This window comes from Streptomyces sp. NPDC015220, assembly GCF_043079345.1.
Lineage (GTDB): Bacteria > Actinomycetota > Actinomycetes > Streptomycetales > Streptomycetaceae > Streptomyces.
Genome location: NZ_JBIBUK010000029.1, coordinates 41,583 through 63,249, shown reverse-complemented (window position 1 = coordinate 63,249; position 21,667 = coordinate 41,583). Strand labels below are relative to the sequence as shown.

Sequence of the window (21,667 nt, the reverse complement as noted above, 5' to 3'; positions counted from 1 at the left end):
CGCCACTCGAAAGAACGCCGAGAGGGGTCCCCATGGTTCCGGATCTCTTTACCTTTTTTACCAAGGCCGGTTCGAACGCCGTCGGGGCCCGGGCCGGGCCGTTGCGCGGATCGCGCCGCGGTGCGGCGGCGCACATGACGCGGTGCGGCGGCGAAAATGTGGTGACGTGACCCGGACGGCGGCGGGAACATGGAGGGCATGTCCGGTCCCCATGTCATCCGCGGCTCCGTCGTGCTCCCCGAGGCCGAGCTGGCCTGGCGCTTCTCGCGGTCCTCGGGGCCCGGCGGCCAGCACGTCAACACCAGTGACTCGCGGGTCGAGCTGAGCTTCGACCTGGCGCGCACCGAGGCCCTGCCCGAGGTGTGGAAGCGGCGCGCGCTGGAGCGGCTCGCGGGCCGGCTCGTCGACGGGGTCGTCACCGTCCGCGCCTCCGAGCACCGTTCCCAGTGGCGCAACCGCGAAGCCGCCGCCGTACGCCTCGCGGCCCTGCTCGCCGAGGCGACCGCGCCGCCGCCCAGGCCGCGCAGGCCCACCCGGATCCCGCGCGGCATCAACGAACGGCGGCTGCGGGAGAAGAAACAGCGCGCCGAGACCAAGCGGGGCCGGTCGGGGCGGGACTGGGGCTAGGGACTTCCGGGGCCAGGATCCACCGGCCGGCTCACGCCAGGGTCTTCCGGGGCCAGGGTCTTCCGGCCGGGGCATGCCGGGCTAGCCAGGGCGGGGACGACCCGGGCGGTAGGCCCCGGGGTCCGGGGTTCAGCGAGCGGCCCCGTCCGCCAGTTCGAGTACGCCCACGGTCTGATCGCCGCTCGTCTCGCCGTCGGTGCGGAAGCCCAGCCCGAGGTAGAAACCCTCCGGGCCGTCGGGGCCCGGGTGCCAGCTCACGTGCATCCGGGTGCCGCCCCGGCGGCGGATCTCGGCGGCGACGCGGCCGACCGCGTACCGGCCGTAGCCGCGCCCCTGCTCCCCGGCCGCGATGTTCAGCCGCCACAGACCGGAGCGGATCACGCTGCCGTCCAGGTGCCAGTCGATGTCGAAGAAGGCCATGAGGAAGCCCACCGGGCGGTCGCCGTCGACGATCAGCCGCGGCCAGGCGACACCCGGGTGGACGTAGGCCTCGGCGAGGGACTTCACGACCGGTGCGACCGCGTGCTCCTGGCCGGGGCGGACCCGGATGCCGAGTGCGGCGTCGAGGTTGTCGGCGGTGATCTCCTCGAGGCGGAGCGCGGGAACGGCGTCGGTGGTCGTCACCGGCGCACCGTAGACGGCGTGCCCGGCGCGCGGCCACCGGATTTCCGGCTCGGCCCGGCGACCGGCTCGTCCCGGCTGTCGACTCGGCCCGGCGACCGGCTCGGTCCGGCCGTCGGTTCAGCCCAGTTGCCGGTACCGGCCCTTGAAGTACATCAGCGGGCCGCCCTCCGCGCTCGGGAGCCGAGCCGTCAGCACCCGGCCGACGACCAGGGTGTGGTCGCCCGCGGGCACCCGCTGTTCGGTGCGCAGTTCCAGGGTGGCCAGGGCGTCGCCCACCAGCGGGGCGCCGGAGACCTCGCCGCGGACGCAGGCGATGTCCTCGAAGAGCAGGCGGTCGCTGATCCTGCCCTTCATGGCGAACCGGCCGGCGATGTGCCGCTGGCTCTCGGCCAGGACGGACACCGCCCACAGCGGCTGCTCGGCGAGCAGGTCGTCCATGCGTGAGCCCTCGCGCAGACTGACCAGGGCCAGCGGCGGGTCCAGGGAGACCGACAGGAACGCCGTCGCCGTCATGCCCACGTCCTCGCCGCCCGGGGCCAGCGGGTCGTCCGGGTCGAGCGGCGGCTCCTGCGCGGTCACCAGCACCACGCCCGCGGCCAGCCGGGACATCGCGGCGCGGAACTCGTCGTTGGTCACCCCCTCAGCATGCCCAAAGGCGGCGGTGGCGGCGGGGGAGGAGGACGGCGCAGCAGATGTGTTCAGCACACACTCAACGCTAACCACCGGCTCCCGGCACCCGCATCGGGCCCATGGCCGAAGCCGGACCTAGGACCAGAGGACCAGCGGCGGACCGGAGGCCGCGGGCGTAGGGCGCGGGCCGCGGGACGTGGGCCGCGGCGGACGCGGGCCGGCGGGCGGAAGAGGAGGTGGCGGGGCGGGCGGCGGGGCGGAACCCGTGATTCCAGCCCGCGGCGCGCGACCGTCGTGCATCATGGCCGCACACCCACAAAGTTTGCGTTCGGTGAACGCACAGGGAAAATGCAGAAACTCCTCTCAATTGTTCACGTTTAGCTGTGACTTGAGTCACAAGAGGCCTTAATTGTTGACCCTGTGTACCGAGTGGGCTCCGCGCTGTGATTCAGTGGCTGAGACCGCACGGAACAATACGCCGACGAGAACCCTTTGATTCGCTGCGAGGTTTCGGGGGGAGGGCGAGCATGGAGACCGAGTCGGAACCGTACGTCCGCCTTACGACCCTGCGACAACTGCACCAGGTCATGGCGGACATGAACACGGCGCGGAGCCTGGCGGACACGCTGCAGACCGTCGCCGACGGCGTCGTGACCGGCCTCGGCTACGAACTGGCCTGCGTCAACCTCGTGCGCGCCGACGGCGACCTCGTGGTCGCCGCCTTCTCGGGCAACCCCGCCGCGGAGGCCCTGATCACCGGCAGGGTCGGCTCCCGCGACTCCTGGGACCGCCGGCTCGCCATGGGCGAGAAGTGGGGCGACCTGGTCTTCATATCGCACACCGAGGGCTGGGTCCTCGACGACGACGACGTCCCGCAGTGGTACACCGACGGGCCGGCCCCCCGCTTCGAGGACGAGTGGCACCCGTCCGACCGGCTGTTCGCGCCCATGTACGCCCCCGGCGCCCCCGGTGGAGCCCCCGGCGAACTGCTCGGCGTGCTCTCCGTGGACCGCCCGCGCAACGGCCGCCGGCCCGGCGCCTGGGGCCGCGAGGCCCTCCAGGTGTACGCGTTCCAGGCGGCCATAGCGATCAGCAACGCCCGGCTGCGCGCCAACATGCAGCGCGCCCTGGTCCGTCTGGAGCGCGACCAGCAGGCCCTGCGGGCCAGCGAGGAGAGCTTCCGGCAGGCGTTCGAGTACGCACCCTCCGGCATGGCCATCGCCGAGATGGGCGGCGACCAGCACGGCCGCATCCTGCGCACCAACGACGCGCTGTGCCGCCTGCTGGGCCGCCCCGCCTCCGCGATGCGCCGCTACTCCTTCGCCGACCTCGTCCACCCCGAGGACATCGGCACCCTGCTGCGCACCTCGGCCGAGGGCGGCCGCGCCGAGCTGCGCCTGGGCCGCCGCGACGGCACCTACGTCTGGGTGTCGCTGCGCAACTCCGTCGTCGCGGACGCCGCCGACGGCCCCCGCTTCCTGCTCACCCACGTAGAGGACATCGAGGAGCGCAAGCGCCGCGAGCTGCACCTCGCCCACCGCGCCTCCCACGACTCCCTCACCGGCCTGCCGAACTCCGCCGAACTGCGCGCCCGCCTCTCCGCGCGCCTGTGCCGGCGCCCGCAGTCCGCGCACCCCGGCGAGTACGACTCCCTGGACGCGGCCTACGGCCACCCGGTCTACGACAGCGGCGGCCACGGCTTCGACTTCGGGCCCGGCGCCCCGGCGTACGACGCCTACGACCACCACGTGCACACCGTCGCCCCCGAGGGCGACCGGGACGACGGCGCCAAGGGGCTCGCCGTCCTCTTCTGCGACCTGGACGGCTTCAAGTCGATCAACGACCGGTTCGGGCACAACGCGGGCGACGCCGTCCTCATCGAGGTGGCCCGGCGGCTCGGCAACGGGGTGCGCGACGGCGACACGGTGGCCCGGCTCGGCGGCGACGAGTTCGTGATCCTCGCCGACGGCCTCGGCCGCGCCGACGCCCAGGACCTCGCCGTGCGGCTGCGCAACGAGATCATCCAGCCGATCCGCGCCGAGGGCCGCGCCGTCCGCGTCGGCGCCAGCTTCGGCATCGGCTGGGCGCACTGCGGGATGACGGCGGACGAAGTGCTCAAGTCCGCTGACGAACGGATGTACGTCGAGAAACGATCTCGTCCCAAACAGCATCGCCGGGCCGGATGATCCGCAGGTCAGAGGCTTGCCGCCGGCTGGGTCACCCGTCCGGGCCCACGGGAGCGGGTAGGCTCGGTCCAATCTCACGACGTACTGCATCCGACCCGCACTGTTGAGGAGCACCAAGGGATGACGCCCGGCAACAACGGCGCGAGCACGCCCGAGGACGACGACCCGTTCGGCTATCTGTACGCCGACGGCCAGGCCAACGGAGCCCAGCCGCCGTCCGGCGGATACGGCTATCCGGGATCGGTCAACCGGGTCCGCACGGTCGGCCAGCGGCAGTACGGCCAGCAGGCCCCCACCGCGCCGTACGGGCAGGCCCCCGCTCAACAGCAGGGCGCGTACGGCCAGCAGAACGCCCACTACGCCGCACCCGAGACCCTCCCGGGCGGCGCGCAGCCGCCCCGGCAGCAGGACCGCGGCGGCAACGGCCGCGGTGGCCGCAGGGGGCCCAACACCAAGGGTCTGCTGATCGGCGCCGTCGCGGTGGTCGCCGCGGTCGTCATCGGCATCGGCATGGCCATGATGAGCGACAAGGGCGAGGACAAGACCGCCGGTCAGGCCGGCGGCGGTACCCCCGCGCCCACCCAGAACTCCCCGCAGCCCACCTCCTCGGCGAGCAGCAGCGTCGCCCCCGACGGCGAGCTGCCGAAGATCGACGCCAAGGCGCTGCTGCTGGGCGGCGGCGCCACCACCGCCTCGTCGGTCAAGGGCGCCCAGGCGGACGGCGGCGTCTACGTGGGGAACTTCAACAACGTCGGCGCCTCGGTCACCTGGACCGTCAACGGCATCCCGGAGGACGGCAAGTACACCGTCTTCATCGGCTACGGCGTCCCGGGCAAGGACGGCACCGCCACCCTCACGGTCAACGGCACCCCGTCCAGCACGCCCGTCAAGCTGATGAACTGGGCGCACGCCCCCGAGGGCGACTACGAGAAGGGCTGGACGAAGACCTTCAACTATGTCCAGCTCACCAAGGGCACGAACACCATCAAGATCTCGTGCGAGCAGGGCAACCAGTGCGACGCCAACCTCGACCAGCTGTGGATGGCCAAGGGCTGGGTCAAGTCGAGCTGACCCTCACGCCGCGCTGACCTCCCCCGTCACCGCCACCCGGCCGAGCAGTTTCTCGTAGGCCGGGTGGTCGTACTCGCCGGCCGCCGGGGCCAGGACCGTGGCGGTGGACAGGGCGACGGCCCGGGCCAGGCGGTCCGGCCAGGGGAGGCGTTCGGCGAGGCCCGAGAGCAGGCCCGCGACCGCGGAGTCGCCCGCGCCGGTCGGGTTGCCCTGGACGCGGGCCGGCGGTGCGGCCCGCCACAGGCCCTCCGGGGTGTGCGCCAGCAGCCCTTCCGCGCCGAGCGAGGCCACCACCGCGCGGGCGCCGCGCCGGCGGACGTCCTGGGTGGCGCGCAGCGGGTCGTGGGAGCCGGTCAGTTCGGCGAGCTCGTCGGCGTTGGGCTTGACGATGTCGGGGCGGCCCGCGATGCCGCGGCGCAGCGCCTCGCCGCTGGTGTCCAGCAGCACCGGGACGTTCGCGGCGCGCGCGGTGCGCACCAGGCCCGCGTACGCGCCCACCGGCAGGCCGGGCGGCAGGCTGCCGCACAGCGCCACCGCCGACACCGAGCCGAGCAGGTCCTCGTAGACGTCCTGGAAGGCGGACCACTCGGCGGGGGCGACCACCGGCCCGGGCTCGTTGAGCTGGGTGGTGTCGCCCAGGCGCTCGTCCACGACCGCTATCGTGCGGCGGGTCGCGCCGGCCACCGGGACCAGCGCGTCCACCACGCGGGGCGTGGCCGAGAGCCGGTCGCGCAGCACGCGTCCGGTGGCTCCGCCCGCGAAGCCGGTGACGGTCACCTCGTGGCCGAGGGCCGCGAGGACCCGGGCGACGTTGACCCCCTTGCCGCCGGGCCGTTCGGCCACCTCCGTCACCCGGTGCGAGGCGTGGGGCCGTAGCGACGGCACCCGGTAGGTGATGTCGAGAGCGGTGTTCAGAGTGACCGTGAGGATCACCTGGCCCGACCTCCCCCGAGTAAGTGCGCCTGGCACGCCTGTCACGATGCCCCGGGCGTTCCCGGGGCTTCGATCATGCCAAACGGACGGCCCACCGCCCACCCCTCGGATCGGCCACCGCGGCCGGACGGGGGACGGATCAGCCCAGTTGCGGATCGACCACCCATTCGCCGCGCCGCAGCACGCCCTTGAGCGCGAAGTCCTGGTCCAGGACCACCAGGTCGGCGTCCTTGCCGGGCTCCAGGGAGCCCACCCGGTCGTCCAGTCCGAGCAGCCGGGCCGGGTTGGTGGACAGCGCGGCCACCACGTCCTCCACCGGCAGCCGGTCGACGGTCACCGCGCGCTGGAAGGCCCGGTCCAGGGTCAGCGTCGAACCGGCGATGGAACCGCCTTCCACCAGCCGTGCCACGCCCTCGGCGACCTCGACCTCCAGGGGGCCGAGCATGTAGCGGCCGTCGCCGATGCCGGCGGCGTCCATGGCGTCGGTGATGAAGGCGACCCGAGCCGCGCCGGCGTGGTGGAAGGCCAGCTCCAGGGCGGCCGGGTGCAGGTGCACGCCGTCGTTGATCAGCTCGACCGTGACCCGCTCGTCCTCCAGCAGGGCGGTGATCGGACCGGGAGCGCGGTGGCCGACCGGCGGCATCGCGTTGAACAGGTGGGTGGCGACGGTGGCGCCCGCGTCGATCGCCTCCACCGTCTGCTCGTACGTCGCGTCGGTGTGCCCGATCGCCGCGATCACGCCGTGCTCGGCGAGCAGCCGTACGGAGTCGATGCCGCCGGGCAGCTCGGTGGCGAGCGTGACCATCTTCGCGTGCCCGCGGGCCGCGTCGATCAGCTTGCGGACCTCGGCCGGGTCGGGGTGGCGCAGCAGGGCCTCGGAGTGCGCGCCCTTGCGGCACGGCGAGATGAACGGTCCCTCGAAGTGGACGCCCGCGATCTCGCCCTGCTCGGCGAGTTCCGACAGCAGGCCGGCCTGCTTGGTGAGGATGCCCATGTCGTCGGTGACGGTGGAGGCCACGAGGGTGGTGCTGCCGTGCGCCCGGTGGGTGCGGACGGCGGTCATGACCTCGTCGGCCGTGCCGGAGAAGGAGGCGCCGCCGCCGCCGTGGTTGTGGATGTCGACGAACCCGGGGACCAGCCAGTGTCCGGTGGCGTCGATCGTCTCGGCGTCGGCCGCGGCCGTGCCGGGGTCGGCGATCCGCGTGCCGTCGACGATCACGCGGCCGCCGTCGACGATCCCGGTGGGCAGCACCACCCGGGCTCCGGTGAGAACCTTGCTAGCGGCCATCAGGTGGCTACCTCCGGGAAGTTGGAAGTGTTGAGGAGGTCCCAGGCGAGGAGGCCCGCGCCCAGGCATCCGGCGGTGTCCCCGAGGGCGGCGGGGACGATCGACGGCAGTTTCTGGAAGGTGACCCGGCGGCGGACGGCCTCCCGCAGCGGTGCGAACAGGGTCTCCCCCGCCTCGGCGAGACCGCCGCCGATGATCAGCGTGCGCGGGTCCAGCAGGGTGAGGGCGGTGACCAGCCCGTCGGCGAGCGCGTCCACCGCCTCCTGCCAGACCGCCTGTGCCCGTGCGTCCCCGGACTCCACCGCCTTGGCGCAGTCCGCGGCGTCCGCCCGGGGGTCCCCGCACGCCTCGGCCCAGGCCTGGCTGACCGCCGACGCGGACGCGAGGCGCTCCAGACAGCCGCGCTGCCCGCACGGGCAGGGGATGCCGCCGGGCCTCACGACGATGTGGCCGATCTCGCCGGCGAAGCCGTGCGCGCCCGCCTCCACCCGGCCGTCGATGCCGATGGCCCCCGCGATCCCGGTGCCCAGCGGCACGAAGAAGAACCGGTCCGCGCCCCTGCCCGCGCCGATGCGGCCCTCGGCGAGCCCGCCGGTGCGCACGTCGTGGCCCAGGGCGACCGGGCTGCCGAGCCGCTTGGCGAGCAGGTCGCGCAGCGGTACGTCGCGCCAGCCGAGGTTGGCCGCGTAGGCGGCGACGCCCCGCTCCTCGTCGACGATGCCGGGGACGGCGACGCCCGCGGCGGCGGCCGGCTCGCCGAAGCGCTCGACGCCCAGCGCCCGCAGCTCGGCGGCGAAGCCGAGGATGTTCTCGACGACGGCGTCGGGCCCGCGCTCGCGACCGGTCGCGCGGCGTGCCTGGTGCAGCAGCGCGCCGTCGGCGGCGACCAGCGCGGCCTTCATCCCGGTGCCGCCCACATCGAGAGCGATGACGTGTCTCACGGGGGACAGTGTGGCCCTTCGACCCGCGAGAGGTCTAGTCCACTCACGTGGTGTAGACCTATCGTGTCCACATGGTGAACGGCGAGACGGCAGGGGCGGAAGAGGCAGTGCAGCGGCGCGGTAAAGCAATGATCGCGGTGGTGTCCGCAGTGGGCATGACGGCGGTTCTCGGCGGCTGCGGGAGCACGGGCTCCTCCGACGTCACCCTCCGACTGGTCGCCGCCGACTACGGGGACTCCGCGGCCAACGGTTCGCAGAAGTACTGGGACCAGCTGGCCCGGGACTACCAGTCCCGGCACCCGGGCGTGAAGGTCGAGGTCAGCGTCTATCCCTGGACCGACGTCGACCGCAAGGTCAAGGAGATGGCCGACGCCGGCGACCCGCCCGACATGGCGCAGATCGGCGCCTATGCCGACTACGCCGACAAGGGCCTGCTCTACAAGGCCGACGACCTGCTCTCCATCCCCGTGCAGGCCGACTTCCTCGGCCAGCTCTCCGAGGCGGGACAGCTGCGCCACGTGCAGTACGGCATCCCGTTCGCCGCCTCCACCCGCGTGCTCTTCTACAACAAGACCCTCTTCGCCCAGGCGGGCATCACCACCCCGCCCAAGACCTGGGACCAGCTCGCCGCCGACGCCCAGGCGCTGAAGGCCAAGGGGGTGAAGTACCCGTACGCGTTGCCGCTGGGCCCCGAGGAGGCGCAGGCCGAGACCCTTCAGTGGCTGCTGAGCGGCGGGGCCGGCTACACCGACGACATCGGCACCTACACCATCAACTCCCCGGAGAACGCCGAGACGTTCACCTGGCTCAAGGACGAGCTGGTCGGCAAGGGCCTGACCGGCCCGGTCGCCCCCGGCAAGCTCAACCGCGCGAAGGCGTTCTCGGCCTTCGCGGCCGGCGACGTCGGCATGCTCGACGGCCACCCCACGCTGATGCAGCAGGCCACGAAGGGGGGCGTGAAGTTCGGCATGGTGCCGGTGCCGGGCAGGAACGGAACGCCCAAGGCGACCATGGGCGTCACCGACTGGATGATGGCCTTCAAGAAGCACGGCCACAAGGACCAGATCGGCGACTTCCTCGACTTCGTCTACAGCGAGAAGAACGTCCTGGACTTCTCCCGCGAGTACGACCTGCTGCCCGTCACCAGCTCCGCCTCGGACGCGATGAGCGCGGCGCAGGAGGACAAGAACCTGTGGCCGTTCCTGGAGGAGCTGCCGCTCGCCCAGCTCTATCCGTTCGGCAAGACGTCCTGGGCGCAGGTCAGCGCGGACATCAAGAAGGAGATCGGCCGGACGGTGAGCCCCGAGGGCGACCCCACCGCGATCCTGAACCAGTTGCAGACCACGGCGTCCCAGGTGGAGAGCGCGCAGAGCGCGGGCTAGGGACTCCCGTCCGGACAGTGCCGGGCCGCGAGCCGGACCGAGTCCCGCGGGTTCCGTCGGGCTCGGTTCACGGCCCCTCGGGCCCCGCCCGGGGCGGCCCCGGCGGTCGGCCCGCGTGGTTGTCGGCGCCGCGAGCTACCGTGCCGGGTATGGACGAGCGGGACGACGAGCGCCCCCGGGGCGAGGGCGGCGACCGGACCTCGGGCCGGGGCGAGGACGCTGGCCGGGCCCCCGGCGCAGGCGAGGAAGGCGGCCGGGTCCTCGGCGGGAGCGAGGCCGGTGGCCGGAGCTCCGGCGGGGATGAGGAGGATGGCCGGTCCCCTGCCGGCGAGGACGAGGCCGGTGGCCGGACCCTCGGCGGGAACGGGGCCGGTGGCCAGGCTTCCGGCGAAGGCGAAGGCGAAGGCGAAGGCGAAGGCGAGGCCGCGGCCGGGGCCGGGGGGCAGGGCCCGGGCGAGGAGCGGCGGCTCGGCCGCCGGGAACGGGACATCCTCGCCCTGGAGCGGCGCGGCTTCTTGGGCCCCGGCGCCAAGGAGCGCGCGATACGCGAGGAGCTCGGCCTGTCACCCGTTCGCTACTACCAGCTCCTCAACGCCCTCCTCGACGACACCCGCGCGCTGGCGCACGACCCGGTCACGGTGAACCGCCTGCGCCGGATACGGGAGACCCGCCGGTCCGGGCGGTGAGGCGGCGGCCCGACGCGACTCGGCCCCGGCCCGGCCCGGCGGTGATCCGGCCCGCCGCGGCGACGACGGGAGCGGCGGACGGCACGGGCCGGTCCCGGCGCTGTGGAGGAGTGGGCCCGGCCGAGTGTGGATAGGTTCGGCACATGGGCAGCCATGACAAGCAGGACACCGCCTCGACCGACTTCGACCCGTCCCTGCCGACGCCGGCCACCCGGGCCGGGCGGGACGGTCTCGACGCCCTCCTCGCGCGGCCGGAACGGGCGGTGATCGCACTCGACTTCGACGGGACGCTCGCCCCCATCGTGCCCGACCCCGACCGGGCCCGGGCCCATCCGGGGGCGGTGCCCGCGCTGGCCGTCCTCGCCCCGAAGGTGGCCGCCGTCGTGGTGGTCACCGGACGCCCGGCCGGCGTCGCGGTGCGGCACGGCGGCTTCGCGGGCGTACCCGGCCTGGAGCACCTCGTCGTCCTCGGCCACTACGGCGCCGAACGCTGGGACGCCGCCACCGGGAACGTCACCGCCCCGGCCCCGCACCCCGGAGTCGCCGCCGTCCGCGCCGAACTCCCGGGCTTCCTCGACCGGATCGGCGCCTGGCACGGCACCTGGATCGAGGAGAAGGGCCGTTCCCTCGCCGTCCACACCCGCCGTGCCGAGGACCCGCAGGCCGCCTTCGACGGGCTGCGCGGACCCCTCGCCGACCTGGCCGCCCGGCACGGCCTGATCGTCGAGCCGGGCCGCATGGTCCTGGAACTGCGTCCCCCGGGCATGGACAAGGGCGTGGCGCTGGCGGAGTACGTCCGCGACCTGGGCGCCGCCTCGGTCCTCTACGCCGGCGACGACCTCGGCGACCTCCCCGCCTTCGCCGCGGTGGAGAAGCTGCGCTCCGACGGCGTACCGGGCGTCCTGGTGTGCAGCGGCAGCACGGAGGTAACGGAGCTGTCGGAGCGGGCCGACCTGGTGGTGAACGGTCCGGCGGGCGTGGTGGAACTGCTGAGGACGCTGGCGGACCGGCTCGGGTAGGGCCGCGCGCTTCGTGGGCACGCGGCTTCCTCCGAGTGCCGGGCGCTCCGGGGGATTCCCGCGTACCTCGTGGGCGCGCGCCCGTCTCCCGGTGCCGGATGCCCCGGGAGGACCCCGCGCACATCGCGGGCGCGCGCCTTTCCGCCGGTGCCCGGCGCCTCGGGGGAGCCCCGCGCACCCGGGGGCGCCGTCCGATCAGCCGTCCAGCTCTCCCAGCTGGTCCAGGAACCACTGGGCCGGCGGAAGGGCGGTGGCGGCGGCCGCGAGCCGCTTGCTCCGCTCCGCCCGCTCGGGGCCCGCCATGCTCAGCGCCTCGTGCAGCGCGTCCGCCGTACCGACCACGTCGTACGGATTGACCGCGATCGAGTCGTCGCCCAGCTCCGCGTACGCCCCCGCCTCCCGGGACAGCACCAGCGCGCACCCCGCGTCGGAGACGACCGGCACCTCCTTGGCGACCAGGTTCATGCCGTCCCGGATGGGGTTGACCAGCGCCACGTCCGCGATCCGGTATGCCGCCAGCGACCGGGCGAAGTCGTCCTTGACGTGCAGCACGACCGGAGTCCAGCCGGGCGTCCCGTACCGCTCGTTGATCTCCTCCGCCAGCCGCCGTACCTGGGCCGTGTACTCCCGGTACACGGCGAGGTCCTGCCGCGAGGGGTAGGCGAAGGCGACGTGCACCACCCGTTCGCGCCACTCGGGGCGGTCCTGGAGCAGCTGCCGGTACGCCAGCAGACCGCGCACGATGTTCTTCGACAGCTCGGTGCGGTCCACCCGGACGATCGTCCGGCGCGCACCGCCGTCCGGAGCCGCGCCGATCTCCTCGCGCAGCGCCGCCATCCGCTCCTTGACGTCGGCCCGGTGCGAGCGCTCCCGCAGGAACTCCGCGTCCGCGCCCAGCCCGTGCACCCCGATCCGGGTGCCCCCGAGCCCGCCGACGAGGGCGTCGCAGCACCCGGCGAACGCGTCCGCCCACCGCTGGGTGAGGAAGCCCAGCCGGTCCGCGCCCAGCATGCCGTGCAGCACCTGCCGGGCGATGTCGTCGGGGAGCAGCCGGAAGTAGTCCACCGGCGCCCACGGCGTGTGCGAGAAGTGCCCGATCCGCAGATCCGGCCGGAAGTCGCGCAGCATCCCCGGCACCAGCGTCAGGTGGTAGTCCTGCACCACCACGGCCGCGCCCTCGGCCGCCTCCTCCGCCAGCGCCTGGGCGAACGCCCGGTTGTAGGCCTCGTACGACGCCCACTGGCGCCGGAACTCCGCGTCGAAGACGGGCTCCAGCGGGGTCTGGTAGAGCATGTGGTGCACGAACCACAGCACCGAGTTGGCGATGCCGTTGTACGCGTCGGAGAAGACGTCCGGGTCGATGTCCAGCATCCGGACCTGCTGCCCGCCGGTGTCCTGTGACGGCAGCCTGTGCCCGCCCTCGAAGCGGCGCACCGCCTCCCGGTCGGCGTCGTTCAGCGCGGCGCACACCCACACCGCGCCCGCGTCCGGGCCGATGGCGGACAGTCCGGAGACCAGCCCCCCGCCACCGCGTTTCGCGTGCAGCGAGCCGTCCTCGTGCACCTCGTACGAAACCGGTCCGCGATTGGACGCGACCAGCACCCCGGCACCGTGCGTAGCAGCCATGGTCCTCAACCTAGCCCGGCCCCCGAACACTCAAACGTACGGTCCGGCTTCGTAGCCGGGCGACCGCGGCGCGGTGCGGGATTCAGGCCACCCGCCTCGCGCCGCCCTCGCGCGCCGCCCGTCTCAGGCCACCCGCCGGGCGGCGTACTCCGCGATCTCGGTCATCGGCGGGCGCTCCTCGGTGTCCACGGAGTACGTGCGCGGCTCGAAGCCGTCCTCGCCGCGCTCGAACTGGGTCAGGGCGGGACGGATCAGATGGCCGCGGGCCAGACGCAGCTGGGCGGTGCGGTAGATCGCGGCGGCCATCCGGCCGAGCGCCTGCCCGTCCTGGTGCCGGTGCTTGCGCTCGCCCACGTCGACCTGGGCGAGCGCGTCCAGGCCGACCAGGTGCAGCGCGTCGACCAGCATGCCCAGCTCGACGCCGTAGCCGACCGGGAACGGCAGCCGCTCCAGCAGCGAGCGGCGGGCGGCGTACTCGCCGCCGAGCGGCTGCACGAAGCCGGCCAGCCGCGGCCAGTGCATGTTGAGCAGCGGGCGGGCCATCAGCTCGGTGACCCGGCCGCCCTGCCCGGCGGCGCCGGCCAGCGGGCGGTCGTACATCGCCTTGACGAGCTGCACGCCGGGGTCGGTGAGCAGCGGGCCGACGATCCCGGTGACGAAGTCCGAGGAGAAGTCCCGCAGGTCGGCGTCGACGAAGCAGACGACGTCCCCGTGGGTGACCAGCAGCGAGCGCCACAGCACCTCGCCCTTGCCGGGGACCGCCGGGATGCGGGGCAGTATCGCGTCGCGGTGCACGACCCGGGCGCCCGCGGCGGCCGCCACCCGCGAGGTGCGGTCGGTGGAGCCCGAGTCGACGACCACCACCTCGTCGACGAGCGGGGCCTGCCGCATCAGGTCGCGGCGGATCACGGAGACGATGTCACCGACCGTCTCCTCCTCGTTCAGCGCGGGCAGCACCACGCTGACCGTCGAGCCGCTCGCGCGCTTCGCGGCCAGGACCGTGGCGAGCGGACGATCGGTCACGGACCAGGAACGCGTCCTCAGCCAGCGCTCGACTTCTTCCAGCACGGTCGACGGCTCCTTAACTCCTGCTCGGTACGGCCACCGCTCGCGCCAGGGCGCGGATCACATCATGCTGTGATCTGTCTCGCGGTTCGGACGACTATCTCTCACTGTCCCGGCCTTCGGTTACAGTCTTGAACAACGCGGATGACCATCGCATGCCGGGGTCGCCGCGTCTCCACAATCGAATACCGCTCATCCAGAGGGGCAGAGGGACACGGCCCGATGAAGCCCCGGCAACCCTCCAGCCGGTCTCGACGATCCATTGCGAGGCTCCCGGCTAGGGAAGGTGCCAAATCCGTCTCACGGCGAGATGCGTCGTGAGGAAGATGAGGAGAAAGGGCCTCGCCTCCATGGCTGTGCAGACCGTCGCAAGCAGCACCGACTCCACCGTAGACCTCGGCCCCGCCGCGGCGCTGAGCTGCCGCGAATGCGGTCACCGCGTGCCCCTCGGCCCGGTCTTCGCCTGCGAGGAGTGTTTCGGCCCGCTCGAGATCGCCTACGACTTCTCGGCCTACGACACCGAGGAGCTGCGCAAGCGGATCGAGTCGGGCCCCGCGAACATCTGGCGCTACGCCCCGCTGCTGCCCGTGCCCGCCGACGTGGCCGACAAGCCGAACATCAACCCGGGCTGGACCAAGCTCGTCAAGGCCGACCACCTCGCCCGCGAACTCGGCGTGACCGGCGGCCTGTACGTGAAGGACGACTCCGGCAACCCGACGCACTCCTTCAAGGACCGGGTGGTCGCCCAGGCCCTGGAGGCCGCCCGCGCCTTCGGCTTCACCACCCTGTCCTGCTCCTCCACCGGCAACCTGGCCGGCGCGGTCGGCGCCGCCGCCGCCCGGGCCGGGCTGCGCTCCTGCGTCTTCATCCCGCACGACCTGGAGCAGGGCAAGGTCGTCATGGCCGCGATCTACGGCGGCGAGCTCGTCGGCATCGAGGGCAACTACGACGACGTGAACCGCTTCTGCTCCGAGCTGATCGGCGACCCGGCCGGCGAGGGCTGGGGCTTCGTCAACGTCAACCTGCGGCCGTACTACGCCGAGGGCTCCAAGACGCTGGCGTACGAGATCTGTGAGCAGCTCGGCTGGCGGCTGCCCGACCAGATCGTCGTCCCGATAGCCTCCGGCTCGCAGCTCACCAAGGTCGACAAGGGCCTGCGGGAGCTGATCGAGCTCGGTCTGGTCGAGGACCGGCCGTACAAGATTTTCGGCGCCCAGGCCGAGGGCTGCTCGCCGGTGTCCACCGCCTTCAAGGCCGGGCACGACGTGGTACGGCCGCAGAAGCCGAACACCATCGCCAAGTCCCTCGCCATCGGCAACCCGGCGGACGGCCCCTACGTCCTGGACATCGCGCGCCGCACCGGCGGCGCGGTCGAGGACGTGACGGACGAACAGGTGGTCGACGCGATCAAGCTGCTCGCCCGGACCGAGGGCATCTTCGCCGAGACGGCGGGCGGTGTGACGGTCGGCGTGACGAGGAAGCTGATCGAGAACGGCCTCCTCGACCCGGCCAAGACCACCGTCGTCCTCAACACCGGTGACGGTCTGAAGACCCTGGACGCGGTGGCGGGCACCGGCCTGACCGCGACCATCCGTCCGAACCTGGACTCCTTCCGAGAGGCTGGCCTCGCATGAGCGTGACCGTTCGCATCCCGACCATCCTGCGCACCTACACCGGCGGCCGGGCCGAGGTGAGCGCCGAGGGCGCGACCCTCGCCGAGGTCATCTCCGACCTGGAGAAGAACCACACGGGCATCGCCGCGCGCGTCCTGGACGACCAGGGCAAGCTGCGCCGCTTCGTCAACGTCTACGTCAACGACGACGACGTCCGCTTCGAGCAGGGCCTGGAGACCTCCACCCCGGACGGCGCCGGCGTGTCGATCATCCCGGCGGTCGCCGGCGGCTGAGCCTTACCTCAGGTAACTCCGATTACCGACCGTTCGTCCGATTGCCCCCTCCGTGAGAGAAACGGAGGGGGCAATTCTGTGTGGTTGAGCGCGGTACAGTTGGGGAACGCGCTCCTGACCAACGGATCAGGAAGCCTCTTTTTCCTGCCGCCCGCCGATCAGAAGTAGCCAAAGTGCGCGGGCTTTTCGCGGCATTTGCCTTGTTTGTCGGGCCCGACTTGCCCTGAAGTGTGGCGAATTCTCCCCACATTCCGGACCGCTCCCGTCCAGAATTCTCGTCCGATTGACCTGTTGCAGACGGCAGTTGGACAGATACATTCGGCCGCGGTCGACGCGTTCCGGCGCACGCCCCCGATCCACGGGGGGTGAGGTCTGACCCGGATCCGCGAAGTGTGGATCTGTGCAAGGGCCAGTAATAGGGGAGTTAGGCATGGCTCAGGGCACCGTCAAGTGGTTCAACGCGGAGAAGGGGTACGGCTTCATCGCGGTCGACGGTGGTGCGGACGTCTTCGTCCACTACAGCGCGATCCAGATGGACGGCTACCGCTCGCTGGAAGAGGGTCAGCGGGTCGAGTTCGAGATCTCGCAGGGCCAGAAGGGTCCGCAGGCCGACATGGTTCGCGTCACGGCCTGAATCGCGCGACCACCGCAAGCGATCTTCGAAGGGTCCGCACCTCCGCCGGGGGGTGCGGGCCCTTCGGCCTGTCCGTCCGGCGGGGGCCCGTCCGTGCGGGCGTGTGCCCACGGGCGCGCGGACGCCGGATCACGGGGCGGGCGCCGGACCACGGGGCGGACGCCGGACGCCGCGACCCGCGGCGTGTCCGCGGGTGCGCGGGCGCCGGTGCGGGCCCCTGGGGCGCTCCCGCCCGCCGCCGTCCGACCGCCGCCCCGCGTCGGATCCACTTCGCCGACGCTTGCACTCTCAGGGGTCGAGTGCTAATCATTGCGTTAGCACTCTGAAGGTGAGAGTGACAACGAGGACCGGGTCGGTGAGGCCCGCGGGCCGGGTGGGGCAAGGAACCACGAGGCCGGCGAGCCGTCCGTCGCGGGCGCGGGCGCGGTCCGAAGGAATCACCCCCAGTCCTGGAGGGACCACTTCACATGGCCAAGATCATCGCGTTCGACGAGGAGGCGCGGCGAGGCCTCGAGCGCGGCATGAACCAGCTCGCGGACGCCGTCAAGGTGACCCTCGGCCCCAAGGGCCGGAACGTCGTCCTCGAGAAGAAGTGGGGCGCCCCCACGATCACCAACGACGGTGTCTCCATCGCCAAGGAGATCGAGCTCGAGGACCCGTACGAGAAGATCGGCGCCGAGCTGGTCAAGGAAGTCGCCAAGAAGACGGACGACGTCGCCGGTGACGGTACGACCACGGCGACCGTGCTCGCCCAGGCGCTGGTCCGCGAGGGCCTGCGCAACGTGGCCGCCGGTGCCAACCCGATGGCCCTGAAGCGCGGTATCGAGAAGGCCGTCGAGGCCGTCTCCGCCGCCCTGCTCGACCAGGCCAAGGAGGTCGAGACCAAGGAGCAGATCGCCTCCACCGCCTCCATCTCCGCCGCCGACACCCAGATCGGCGAGCTGATCGCCGAGGCCATGGACAAGGTCGGCAAGGAAGGCGTCATCACCGTCGAGGAGTCGCAGACCTTCGGTCTGGAGCTCGAGCTCACCGAGGGCATGCGCTTCGACAAGGGCTACATCTCCGCCTACTTCGCCACCGACATGGAGCGCATGGAGGCGGTGCTCGAGGACCCGTACATCCTCATCGCCAACTCCAAGATCTCCTCGGTCAAGGACCTGCTCCCGCTGCTGGAGAAGGTCATGCAGTCGGGCAAGCCGCTGCTGATCATCGCCGAGGACGTCGAGGGCGAGGCCCTGTCGACCCTGGTCGTCAACAAGATCCGCGGCACCTTCAAGTCCGTCGCCGTCAAGGCCCCGGGCTTCGGCGACCGCCGCAAGGCCATGCTCGGCGACATCGCCATCCTCACGGGCGGCGAGGTCATCTCCGAGGAGGTCGGCCTCAAGCTGGAGAACGCCACCCTCGACCTGCTGGGCAAGGCCCGCAAGGTGGTCATCACCAAGGACGAGACCACCATCGTCGACGGTGCCGGCTCCTCCGAGCAGGTGGGCGGCCGCGTGAACCAGATCCGCGCCGAGATCGAGAACAGCGACTCCGACTACGACCGCGAGAAGCTGCAGGAGCGCCTGGCGAAGCTCGCCGGCGGTGTCGCGGTCATCAAGGCCGGCGCCGCCACCGAGGTGGAGCTCAAGGAGCGCAAGCACCGCATCGAGGACGCCGTGCGCAACGCCAAGGCGGCCGTCGAGGAGGGCATCGTCGCCGGTGGTGGCGTGGCCCTGCTCCAGGCCTCCCAGGTGTTCGAGAAGCTGGAGCTCGAGGGCGACGAGGCCACCGGTGCCGCCGCCGTCAAGCTGGCGCTCGAGGCCCCGCTGAAGCAGATCGCCGTCAACGCCGGCCTCGAGGGCGGCGTCGTGGTGGAGAAGGTGCGCAACCTGACCCCGGGCCACGGCCTGAACGCCGCGACCGGCGAGTACGTCGACCTGGTCGCCGAGGGCATCATCGACCCGGCGAAGGTGACCCGTTCCGCGCTGCAGAACGCCGCCTCCATCGCCGCGCTGTTCCTCACCACCGAGGCCGTCATCGCCGACAAGCCGGAGAAGGCCGCCGCGCCGGCCGGCGGCGGCATGCCGGGCGGTGACATGGACTTCTGATCCTTTCGAGGATCGGACCCGTCCGTCGCGTACCGAGGGCGGCACCCCCTGGAGACAGGGGGTGCCGCCCTCGGCGTTCTCCGGAACGCGGGCGCCCGGGGCCGGAATGCCGGGGTGGACGGCGGGGTTGACGACGACGCAGACTTGATGCACATGCACATACCGTCTGGTATCCGCACTTGCCGAGGAGTCCCATGAGCGTCACCACGTCCGAGTCCGTCCCCGAGAACGCCTCCCGCGCGGCCCGCGTCCTCTCCCGTCCGGTCGCGCTGGGCGGCCTGACCGTCCCGAACCGCATCGCGATGGCCCCGATGACCCGCATGTTCTCCCCGGGCGGCGTCCCGGGCGAGGACGTGGCGTCGTACTACGCCCGTCGCGCCGCCGCGGGTGTCGGCCTGATCGTCACCGAGGGCACTTACGTGGGGCACGAGTCGGCGGGGGAGAGCACTCGGGTGCCGCGCTTCCACGGCGCGGAGCAGCTCGCGGGCTGGGCGAAGGTCGCCGACGCCGTGCACGCGGCGGGCGGCACGATCGTGCCGCAGCTGTGGCACATCGGAATGGTCCGCAGGCAGGGCAGGGGGCCGTTCCCGCAGGCGCCGGCGGTCGGCCCCTCCGGGCTGCGGACCGACGGGACGGAGGGCGCCGGCAAGGCGATGACCCGGGCCGACATCGACGACGTCGTCGGCGCGTTCGCCGAGGCGGCCGCCGACGCCGAGCGCATCGGCTTCGACGGCGTGGAGATCCACGGCGCCCACGGCTACCTGCTCGACCAGTTCCTGTGGGCGGGCACCAACCGCCGTACGGACGCCTACGGCGGCGACGCGGTGGCCCGTACGAAGTTCTCGGCGGAGGTCGTGGCGGCGGTCCGCGCCGCCGTCTCGCCCGGCTTCCCCGTCATCTTCCGGTACTCGCAGTGGAAGCAGGACGCCTACGACGCGCGCCTCGCCGAGACCCCCGAGGAGCTGGAGGCGATCCTGGCCCCGCTGGCCGAGGCCGGCGTGGACGTCTTCCACGCCTCCACCCGCCGCTACTGGCTGCCGGAGTTCGAGGGCTCGGACCTCAACCTCGCGGGCTGGACCAAGAAGCTCACCGGCAAGCAGGTCATCACGGTCGGCTCGGTCGGCCTCGACGGCGACTTCCTCAAGGCGTTCCAGGGCGAGGGCGCGGCGATCGGCGGCCTGGACAACCTGCTGGACCGCCTGGAGCGCGACGAGTTCGACATGGTCGCCGTGGGTCGCGCGCTGCTCCAGGACCCGCAGTGGGCGGCCAAGGTGCTCCAGGGCCGCTCCGAGGAGCTGAGGCCGTACGACGCGGAGTCGCTGAAGACGCTGAGCTGACGCCTTGACCCGGCACGAGGCCGGTGGCCCCTCGCGGGCCGCCGGCCTCCCTCTGGCCGGAATACAACTTGCTTAAGTCAATCAAATCGAATTATGGTTGCCTGAGTCAAGTACCCCTGCCCTCCACGGAGACGTCCCTCATGTCCGACGCACAGGTCCGGCCCACCACGGCCGAGGCCCCGCCCAACCCCAACGCAGTCGTGGCCGTACTGGCCTTCGGCGGCATCGTGGTCTCGCTGATGCAGACCCTGGTGATCCCGATCGTCTCGGAGCTGCCCAAGCTGCTGCACGCCTCGGCGTCGGACGCCGCCTGGGTCATCACCGCCACGCTGCTCGCCGCCGCCGTCGCCACCCCGGTCATGGGCCGCCTCGGCGACATGTACGGCAAGCGCCGCATGCTCCTGGTGAGCATCGGCATGCTGGTGGCCGGCTCGGTCACCGCCGCGGTGAGCGACTCCCTGACGCCGATGATCGTCGGACGGGCGATGCAGGGCCTCGCCTCCGGTGTGATCCCCCTCGGCATCAGCATCATGCGCGACGAACTGCCCGCCGAGCGGCTGGGTTCGGCGACCGCGATGATGAGCGCCTCGCTCGGCGTCGGCGGCGCCCTCGGTCTGCCCGCCGCCGCGGTCATCGCCGAGAACTTCGACTGGCACGTGCTGTTCTGGGCCTCGGCGGCCATGGGCGTCGTCGCGGCGGCCCTGGTGCTGTTCCTGGTGCCGGAGTCGAAGGTGCGCTCGGGCGGCCGTTTCGACGTCGTGGGCGCCCTCGGCATGGCGGCCGGCCTGATGTGCCTCCTGCTGGCGATCTCCAAGGGCGCCGACTGGGGCTGGGGCAGCGCCACCACCCTGGGCCTGTTCGCGGCGGCGGTCGTCATCCTCGTCGCCTGGGGCTTCTTCGAACTGCGCGTGCGGGAACCGCTGGTGGACCTGCGCACCACGGCCCGCCGCCAGGTGCTGGTGACGAACCTCGCCTCCATCGCGATCGGCTTCGGGATGTTCTCGATGTCCCTGGTCATCCCGCAGCTGCTGCAGCTGCCCGCGCAGACCGGCTACGGCCTCGGCGAGTCGCTCCTCGTCTCCGGCCTCGTCATGGCCCCCTCCGGACTGGTGATGATGGCCGTCGCCCCGGTCTCGGCGGCCGTCTCACGCACCCGGGGACCCAAGGTGACGCTGATGATCGGCGCGCTGATCGTGGCGGCCGGCTACGGCCTCAACATCGCGCTCATGAGCCAGGTCTGGCACTTCGTGCTGGCGTCCTGCGTGATCGGCGCCGGCATCGGCTTCACCTACGGCGCGATGCCTACGCTGATCATGGGCGCCGTGCCCGCCTCCGAGACCGGCGCGGCCAACAGCCTCAACACCCTGATGCGCTCCATCGGCACCTCCACCGCCAGCGCGGTGGCCGGTGTGGTGCTCGCCCACATGACCACGCGGTTCGGCCCCTACGCGCTGCCCTCGGAGAACGGCTTCCGCACGGTCCTGGGCCTCGGCGCGGGCGCCGCACTGCTCGGCTTCGCCGTCGCCTCCTTCATCCCGCGCCAGCGGGTCGCCGCCACGGGCGAGCCGGTCGCCGCGGCGAGCGGGCAGGAGAAGCCGGCGGTGAAGGCGTAGCACGTCCGC

18 protein-coding genes, 1 pseudogene and 1 riboswitch are annotated in these 21,667 nt (G+C 72.4%); of the genes and pseudogenes, 12 read left to right on the top strand and 7 right to left on the bottom strand.

The annotated features are described in order from the left end of the window. The first annotated feature begins 189 nt into the window (after positions 1 to 189). Positions 190 to 627 carry an alternative ribosome rescue aminoacyl-tRNA hydrolase ArfB gene (gene arfB / locus ACF061_RS35045; protein WP_392271059.1) on the top strand — a complete coding sequence of 146 codons (438 nt, stop codon included), beginning with the start codon at positions 190 to 192 and terminating at the stop codon, positions 625 to 627. A gap of 129 nt (positions 628 to 756) precedes the next feature. Here arfB and ACF061_RS35040 read toward each other — a convergent pair whose 3' ends face one another. Together ACF061_RS35040 and ACF061_RS35035 are read right to left on the bottom strand one after the other, a co-directional pair. Further along, a complete protein-coding gene (locus tag ACF061_RS35040) occupies positions 757 to 1,251 on the bottom strand; it encodes a GNAT family N-acetyltransferase (protein ID WP_392271058.1) in 495 nt (164 codons plus the stop codon). Between the two features lie 117 nt (positions 1,252 to 1,368). Further along, the gene (locus ACF061_RS35035; RefSeq protein ID WP_392271057.1) at positions 1,369 to 1,956 is read right to left on the bottom strand and encodes a flavin reductase family protein; all 588 of its coding nucleotides are present in this window, start codon (positions 1,954 to 1,956) and stop codon (positions 1,369 to 1,371) included. Between the two features lie 452 nt (positions 1,957 to 2,408). On the opposite strand from ACF061_RS35035, the gene cdgB reads away from it, so the two are divergent. Further along, positions 2,409 to 4,067: a diguanylate cyclase CdgB gene (gene cdgB, locus ACF061_RS35030; RefSeq protein ID WP_392271056.1), complete on the top strand. Its 1,659-nt coding sequence runs from the start codon at positions 2,409 to 2,411 to the stop codon at positions 4,065 to 4,067. A 120-nt stretch (positions 4,068 to 4,187) separates the two neighbouring features. Next, the gene (locus ACF061_RS35025) at positions 4,188 to 5,138 is read left to right on the top strand and encodes a carbohydrate-binding protein (protein ID WP_392271055.1); all 951 of its coding nucleotides are present in this window, start codon (positions 4,188 to 4,190) and stop codon (positions 5,136 to 5,138) included. 3 nt (positions 5,139 to 5,141) lie between these two features. Here the strand turns inward: ACF061_RS35025 and ACF061_RS35020 are convergent, their stop codons facing one another. The 3 genes from ACF061_RS35020 to ACF061_RS35010 form a co-directional block, all read right to left on the bottom strand. Then, positions 5,142 to 6,071 (bottom strand): 1-phosphofructokinase family hexose kinase, encoded by a 930-nt coding sequence (locus tag ACF061_RS35020; RefSeq protein ID WP_392271054.1) that lies wholly within the window; start codon positions 6,069 to 6,071, stop codon positions 5,142 to 5,144. Positions 6,072 to 6,210: 139 nt separating this feature from the next. After that, positions 6,211 to 7,359: an N-acetylglucosamine-6-phosphate deacetylase gene (nagA, locus tag ACF061_RS35015; RefSeq protein WP_392271053.1), complete on the bottom strand. Its 1,149-nt coding sequence runs from the start codon at positions 7,357 to 7,359 to the stop codon at positions 6,211 to 6,213. Next, on the bottom strand, positions 7,359 to 8,300 hold the full coding sequence (locus ACF061_RS35010; RefSeq protein WP_392271052.1) for an ROK family protein: 942 nt from the start codon (positions 8,298 to 8,300) through the stop codon (positions 7,359 to 7,361). Before ACF061_RS35010 ends, nagA begins: the two co-directional genes overlap by 1 nt. Before the next feature lie 128 nt (positions 8,301 to 8,428). Between ACF061_RS35010 and ACF061_RS35005 the strand changes: the two genes are divergently transcribed. The 3 genes and pseudogenes from ACF061_RS35005 (at position 8,429) to otsB (ending at position 11,387) form a co-directional block, all read left to right on the top strand. Beyond that, the gene (locus tag ACF061_RS35005) at positions 8,429 to 9,682 is read left to right on the top strand and encodes an ABC transporter substrate-binding protein (RefSeq protein WP_392271088.1); all 1,254 of its coding nucleotides are present in this window, start codon (positions 8,429 to 8,431) and stop codon (positions 9,680 to 9,682) included. 455 nt (positions 9,683 to 10,137) lie between these two features. Next, a pseudogene (locus ACF061_RS35000) lies at positions 10,138 to 10,368 on the top strand (DUF3263 domain-containing protein); the annotation flags it as partial. 143 nt (positions 10,369 to 10,511) lie between these two features. Then, positions 10,512 to 11,387, top strand: a complete 876-nt coding sequence (otsB, locus tag ACF061_RS34995; protein ID WP_392271051.1) for a trehalose-phosphatase — start codon at positions 10,512 to 10,514, stop codon at positions 11,385 to 11,387. A gap of 195 nt (positions 11,388 to 11,582) precedes the next feature. On the opposite strand, the gene ACF061_RS34990 is transcribed toward otsB, so the two are convergent. After that, positions 11,583 to 13,013, bottom strand: a complete 1,431-nt coding sequence (locus ACF061_RS34990) for a trehalose-6-phosphate synthase (RefSeq protein WP_392271050.1) — start codon at positions 13,011 to 13,013, stop codon at positions 11,583 to 11,585. Between the two features lie 123 nt (positions 13,014 to 13,136). Next, positions 13,137 to 14,081 (bottom strand): glucosyl-3-phosphoglycerate synthase, encoded by a 945-nt coding sequence (locus tag ACF061_RS34985; RefSeq protein ID WP_392271049.1) that lies wholly within the window; start codon positions 14,079 to 14,081, stop codon positions 13,137 to 13,139. 186 nt (positions 14,082 to 14,267) lie between these two features. Continuing rightward, a riboswitch (SAM riboswitch) is annotated at positions 14,268 to 14,411 on the top strand. A 17-nt stretch (positions 14,412 to 14,428) separates the two neighbouring features. Between ACF061_RS34985 and thrC the strand changes: the two genes are divergently transcribed. From thrC to ACF061_RS34955, 6 genes are all read left to right on the top strand, one after another. Continuing rightward, entirely contained in the window at positions 14,429 to 15,712 is a 1,284-nt protein-coding gene (gene thrC / locus ACF061_RS34980) for a threonine synthase (protein ID WP_392271048.1), read from the top strand. Beyond that, positions 15,709 to 15,984 (top strand): MoaD/ThiS family protein, encoded by a 276-nt coding sequence (locus ACF061_RS34975; RefSeq protein WP_392271047.1) that lies wholly within the window; start codon positions 15,709 to 15,711, stop codon positions 15,982 to 15,984. Before thrC ends, ACF061_RS34975 begins: the two co-directional genes overlap by 4 nt. Positions 15,985 to 16,414: 430 nt before the next feature. Further along, on the top strand, positions 16,415 to 16,618 hold the full coding sequence (locus tag ACF061_RS34970; RefSeq protein WP_009189266.1) for a cold-shock protein: 204 nt from the start codon (positions 16,415 to 16,417) through the stop codon (positions 16,616 to 16,618). Between the two features lie 467 nt (positions 16,619 to 17,085). Next, positions 17,086 to 18,708: a chaperonin GroEL gene (gene groL / locus ACF061_RS34965; protein WP_009189265.1), complete on the top strand. Its 1,623-nt coding sequence runs from the start codon at positions 17,086 to 17,088 to the stop codon at positions 18,706 to 18,708. Between the two features lie 194 nt (positions 18,709 to 18,902). Continuing rightward, positions 18,903 to 20,045 (top strand): NADH:flavin oxidoreductase, encoded by a 1,143-nt coding sequence (locus ACF061_RS34960; protein ID WP_392271046.1) that lies wholly within the window; start codon positions 18,903 to 18,905, stop codon positions 20,043 to 20,045. A gap of 140 nt (positions 20,046 to 20,185) precedes the next feature. Further along, entirely contained in the window at positions 20,186 to 21,658 is a 1,473-nt protein-coding gene (locus ACF061_RS34955; RefSeq protein WP_392271045.1) for an MFS transporter, read from the top strand. Positions 21,659 to 21,667 lie beyond the last annotated feature (9 nt).